The 5,085-nt window shown below is 74.1% G+C and carries 5 protein-coding genes, 1 tRNA gene and 1 pseudogene; 5 read left to right on the top strand and 2 right to left on the bottom strand.

Annotated elements, in window-relative coordinates; all coding sequences use genetic code 11:
- The 3 genes and pseudogenes from LCD31_RS17285 to LCD31_RS17275 form a co-directional block, all read left to right on the top strand.
- A pseudogene (locus LCD31_RS17285) lies at positions 1-321 on the top strand (trans-aconitate 2-methyltransferase); the annotation flags it as partial.
- Positions 322-436: 115 nt separating this feature from the next.
- Positions 437-509, top strand: a tRNA-Asn gene (locus tag LCD31_RS17280).
- A 328-nt stretch (positions 510-837) separates the two neighbouring features.
- Positions 838-1,599, top strand: coding sequence for a trypsin-like serine protease (locus LCD31_RS17275; protein ID WP_224959415.1), 762 nt, complete (start codon positions 838-840; stop codon positions 1,597-1,599).
- 174 nt (positions 1,600-1,773) lie between these two features.
- On the opposite strand, the gene LCD31_RS17270 is transcribed toward LCD31_RS17275, so the two are convergent.
- Positions 1,774-2,604 carry a DMT family transporter gene (locus LCD31_RS17270; RefSeq protein WP_224959413.1) on the bottom strand — a complete coding sequence of 277 codons (831 nt, stop codon included), beginning with the start codon at positions 2,602-2,604 and terminating at the stop codon, positions 1,774-1,776.
- Positions 2,605-2,712: 108 nt separating this feature from the next.
- On the opposite strand from LCD31_RS17270, the gene LCD31_RS17265 reads away from it, so the two are divergent.
- Positions 2,713-3,276 (top strand): helix-turn-helix domain-containing protein, encoded by a 564-nt coding sequence (locus LCD31_RS17265; RefSeq protein ID WP_224959411.1) that lies wholly within the window; start codon positions 2,713-2,715, stop codon positions 3,274-3,276.
- 3 nt (positions 3,277-3,279) lie between these two features.
- Here LCD31_RS17265 and LCD31_RS17260 read toward each other — a convergent pair whose 3' ends face one another.
- A complete protein-coding gene (locus LCD31_RS17260; protein WP_224959410.1) occupies positions 3,280-4,233 on the bottom strand; it encodes a GlxA family transcriptional regulator in 954 nt (317 codons plus the stop codon).
- 98 nt (positions 4,234-4,331) lie between these two features.
- Between LCD31_RS17260 and LCD31_RS17255 the strand changes: the two genes are divergently transcribed.
- The gene (locus tag LCD31_RS17255; RefSeq protein ID WP_224959409.1) at positions 4,332-4,970 is read left to right on the top strand and encodes an HD domain-containing protein; all 639 of its coding nucleotides are present in this window, start codon (positions 4,332-4,334) and stop codon (positions 4,968-4,970) included.
- Positions 4,971-5,085 lie beyond the last annotated feature (115 nt).

The raw sequence follows: 5,085 nt of genomic DNA, 5'->3' as shown, positions 1-5,085 counted from the left end.
TGGGGGGGGGCGGGCGGGGGGGGGGCCGGCCGCGCCGCCCCGCGCCCGCCGGCCGCGGCCGCGGGGGGCCGCCCCCCCCGCGCCGCCGCGGCCCACGCCTGGGAGACCACCTACGCGCACCGCCTCAGCGGCCCCGACCCCGTCCTGGAATGGGTGACCGGCACGGCGCTGCGCCCGGTGCGCGCCGCGCTGGACGAGCCGGACTGGCAGCGGTTCCGCGCCGCGCTCGCCGACCGGCTGCGCACCAGTTATCCCGCGCGTGCCGACGGCACCACGTGGTTCCCGTTCCGGCGGATCTTCGTCGTCGCCCACAAGCCCTGATCCCGGACCCGCTCACCTGCGATGTTCTTGAACGGAGGGGGGTGTGAACGGGCCCGGAACGATGCGCTAGAGTGGTTCCCGTCAGCACGAACGAGAGCTGATGGAAATCGAATATTCCTCCGTAGCTCAATTGGCAGAGCATTCGGCTGTTAACCGAAGGGTTACTGGTTCGAGTCCAGTCGGAGGAGCTTTTCGAGCGAAGCCCCAGGTCACAGGCCTGGGGCTTCGCTCTTTCGTCGTCCGGAGATCTCTCGGTGCGAATCGCGCCCCCGGCCTTCGTTCACTCGTTCGTGGATATCCGGTGAGCGGTTCCGCACGCTCGCCCGGCGGGCTGCTGTACCGGGTCGCCTGCCGGGCGCGGGTGGCCGGCCACCGGGGCGCCCGTCGTGCGACTTCCGGGCGAGGCGCACTTGCCCGGAAGTACGACCTCGCCGTGGACTTCGAGGTGATCTCGCGGCCGTCGCCGGGCCCTAGCTTTGCGGGTGATCGGAACACGGGACCACCCAGGAGGACCACATGGTCAAGCTCGGCAAGGCGGCGCTGCTCGGCACGGCGGGGGCGGTCGCGCTGACCGCGGCGTTCACCCCCGCGGCATCGGCGATCATCGGCGGGCACGACGCCACCGCGGACTACCCGTTCATGGTGAGCGTGCAGAAGGACGGGCAACACTACTGCGGCGGCTCGCTGATCGCGCCCGACTGGATCGTCACCGCCGGGCACTGCACGGTGAACCTCGAACCGCAGCAGCTCTCGGTGCAGATCGGCGACCATGACCGCACGAAGGGAGAGACGGCGAAGGTCACCGAGGTGATCGCGCACCCCGACTTCTCCTACGAGCCGTTCCACGACGACGTGGCCGTGATGAAGCTCGACCACCCGGTGCGGGCCCAACCGATCGAGCTGGCCGCCGCCTCCGGACCGGCAGGCACCCCCACCCGCATCCTCGGCTGGGGCATGACCTGCGAGGACGGCAGCGAGTGCCCGGACCTGCCGACCGTGCTGCAGGAGCTGGACACCGAACTCGTCGCGGACGACCGGTGCAGCGAGAACTACGACCCGGCGAACGAGCTGTGCACCGACAGCCCCACCGAGGGCGCGCAGGCCTGCATCCTCGATTCCGGTGGCCCGCAGCTCAAGGGACGGCCCGGCGCGTGGGAGCTGATCGGGGCGACCAGCCGCGACGGCGACGCCGACCCGAACTGCGCGAGCGGTCCCGGGATCTACACCGACCTCACCGCCCACCGAGCCTGGATCGAGAACACCATCGCGACCCGTTGATCGCTCTTCCGCTCCACTCCTGTTCCGGAGGGGGCGGGTGGCGGAACCTCATTGCCTGTCTTCCCACTCCAGTCGGGTAGCGCTCGGGTGGCGGAACCTCAGCGGCTTCGCCGCAGGCGGGAGGAGGACACGGCCCGGCGGGGTTCCGCCGCTCGGCCCCGCCGGAAACGGTGATCAAGTGGCGGCCAGCAGGCCGACTGCGACGGCCGCGGTGCCGAGGCCCAGCAGCTGGCCGGGGTGGATGCGTTCGGCGAGGACGCCGCGGGCCAGCAGCACCGTGCCCGCCGGGTACAGCGCGACGATCACGGCGACGACGGTGAGGTCGCCGCTGCGCGCGGCGAGCAGGAACAGCAGGTTCGCCACCGAGTCCAGCACGCCCGCCGCGGCCGAGACCGCGTACGCCGGCCGCCGGGACCCGAGCCTGCGGTGCAGCAGTCCGGCCGCGGTCAGCGTGACCGCCGAGGACACGGCGCGGCCGACGATCAGCGGCGCCACCCCGCTGTCGGCGGGCGCCTGGTGCAGGAACACCAGCTGCAGCGCGATCGCGGCCCCCGCTCCGAACGCCAGCAGCAGCGCCCCGCGGGACGGCCGCCCGGCACCGGGTCCCGCGCTGACCAGCACCACGGCGATCAGTGCCAGCGCGAGACCGATCCCACCGGCGAGCGCCAGCCGCTCGCCCTGCAGCAGGCCCACCGCGACCGGCAGCCCGGCCGAGACGAGCGCGGTGACCGGGGAGAGCACGTTCATCGGCCCGATCGCCAGCGTCCGGTAGAGCAGCGCGAACGCGGCCGCCGACACGACGCCCGAGGCGGCGCCCCAGCCGAGGGCTCCGGGGCTGAAGGAGGCGCCGAGCAGCGGCCACAGCGCGAGTTCGACGGCGAGGCTGGCCGGGGCGGCGATCACCACGGTTCGCAGCACGTGGGCGCCGCGGGCGCCGACGCCGCCGAGGAAGTCGGCGCACCCGTACGCGAGCGAGCTGCCGAGGGCCAGCAGTAGAGCGAGCACAGCACATCCCTTACGGTTCAACGGAACGACCGCACCGTACAGCGAACAGTCCGCTTTCTGTCAACCGAACGACCTGTGAGTGCAATAAAACGACCGGAAGGTGAGCAGATGCCCGAGTCGGAGGCCGCGCTGCGCACGGTGGCGCAGAACGTCCGGGCCGCCCGCACCCGCGCCGGCCTGTCCCTGGAAGAACTCGGCCGCCGCGCCCAGGTCAGCAAGGGCGCGCTGGTGAGCCTGGAACGCGCGCAGGGCAACCCGAACCTGGGCACCCTGGTGCGCCTCGCCGACACCCTCGGCATCTCCGTGTCCGATCTCGTCCAGGGCGCCCCGTCGAGCCGGGTGCGCGTGGTGGACGCCGCCTCCGTCGAACCGCTGTGGACCGGGGAGCGCGGCGGCGAGGCCCGCCTCGTGCTCACCGCGCGCGGCCCCGCGCCCACCGAGATCTGGCGCTGGCGGCTGGAACCCGGCGAGGAGTACCCCAGCCACCCCCACCAGGCCGGTGTCGTGGAGACCGTCACCGTGCTCTCCGGCCGGATGCTCCTGGTCGTCGACGGCGCCGAGCACGAGGTGCCCGCCGGGTGCACCGCCACCTTCGACGGCGACGTCCCGCACGGCTACCGCGGCGCGGGCGAGGAGACCTGCGAACTGGTCATGACCGTGGTGCTGCCCTGACGATCAGCCGCGGGTGGACCCGAACCGCCTGCGGTAGTCCGTCGGCGTGGTGCCCAGGTGCCGGGTGAACGCGCGGCGCAGCGCCTCGTCCGAACCCAGCCCGCTGTCCCGGGCCGCCGAGGTGACCGAGTGCCCGTCCAGCAGCAGCCGCTGCGCCCGGTCCAGCCGGACCCGTTCGACCCAGCACGCGGGCGTCGTCCCCAGCTCCGCGCGGAACAACCTGCTCAGGTGCCGGGTGCTGACGGCCGCGGCCCGCGCCATCGACGCCGGGCGGTGATCCCCGGCCGGGTCGCCGAGCACCGCGTCGAGCACCGCGCGCAGCTGCGCGGCCCGCGCCGGGGGCGGGGCGGTCGCCGTCGAGTACTGCGACTGGCCGCCCGGCCGGTGCAGGAACACGACCATCTCCCGCGCGATGTGCCGGGCGCCCTCCGCCCCGTGGTCCTCCTCCACCAGAGCCAGCGCCAGATCGATGCCCGCGCTGATGCCCGCGGAGCTGACGTAGCGCCCGTCGCGCACGTGGATGGCGTCCGGTTCCACGCGCACCGCGGGGTACCGCCGCGCCAGCGCGTCCGCGTGCCGCCAGTGGGTGGTGGCCCGGCGCCCGTCGAGCAGGCCCAGCTCCGCCAGCAGGAACGCTCCGGTGCACACCGACGCGACCCGCGGCGCGCCCGCGGTGAGGGTGCGCGCCGCCGACAGCAGTTCCTCGTCCACCGGAGCGGGCACGAGCCGCTCACCACCGGCGATCACCGCCGTGTCCACGGGTCCGGCGTCGGCGGCCGCGGTGGTCGGGCCCAGCGCCGGGCCGGTGGCGGTGGCGACCGGGCCGCCGCCGGGGGAGACCAGCACCACCTCGTACCGGTGGCCGAGCAGTCCCGCCTGGTGCAACACCTCGGCGGGCCCGCTGACGTCGAGCATGGTCACCCCGTCGAACACCAGGAACGCGACGCGGTGCGTCATGTCCGGATCCGTGGTGTTCCGGGCTGCGAGGACATGGCGCCACGGTAGCCGCCGGGCGAACCTGGTCTCGTCGGGCACCGAGACGAGAGGCGGCATCGATGAGCGAGACCATCGCGGGCGTGGAGATCCCGGACGGCGCGTTGGCCCGGGCGGCCACCGAGCTGGTGCGGGACGTGGCATCGCCGCTGGTCTACGACCACTCGCGGCGGGTGTTCCTGTGGGGAGCGCTGCGCGGGCGGCGGGACGGGCTGCGGTTCGACCCGGAACTGCTCTACGTGGGGGCGATGTTCCACGACCTCGGACTCACCGAGCGGTTCCGCCGCGACGACCAGCGCTTCGAGATCGACGGCGCCGACGAGGCCCGCCGCTTCCTGCGCGAGCACGGCGTCGACGGGGAGCCGGCGGACCGGGTGTGGACGGCGATCGCCCTGCACACCACCCCGGAGATCCCGCTGCACATGGCGCCGGAGATCGCGCTGGTCACCCGCGGCGTGGAGCTGGACGTGCTGGGCCTCGGCTACCACGAGGTGGGGGAGGAGCAGCGGGCCGCGGTCGTCGGCGCGCACCCGCGCCCGGACTTCAAGAACGGGATCCTCGCCGCGTTCACCGACGGCATCCGGCACCGTCCGGAGACGACCTTCGGCAACGTCAAGGCGGACGTGCTGGCCCACTTCGTGCCCGGTTTCGTGCGCGGCGACTTCGTCGAGGTGATCCGGGATTCTCCGTGGCCGGAATGAGCCCCGGAGGAACGCCACGGGCCGGGGGGGCCCCCCGGGGCCCCCCCCCCGGGGGCCGGGGGGGGGGGGGCCGGGCGGGGGGGCGGGGCCGGGGGGGGGCCCCGGGGGGCGGGGG

The organism is Saccharopolyspora sp. 6M (genome assembly GCF_020176775.1).
Classification (GTDB): domain Bacteria; phylum Actinomycetota; class Actinomycetes; order Mycobacteriales; family Pseudonocardiaceae; genus Saccharopolyspora_C; species Saccharopolyspora_C gregorii.
Note: the sequence above shows the minus strand (reverse complement) of the source record. Positions and strands in the feature narration are given on the sequence as shown.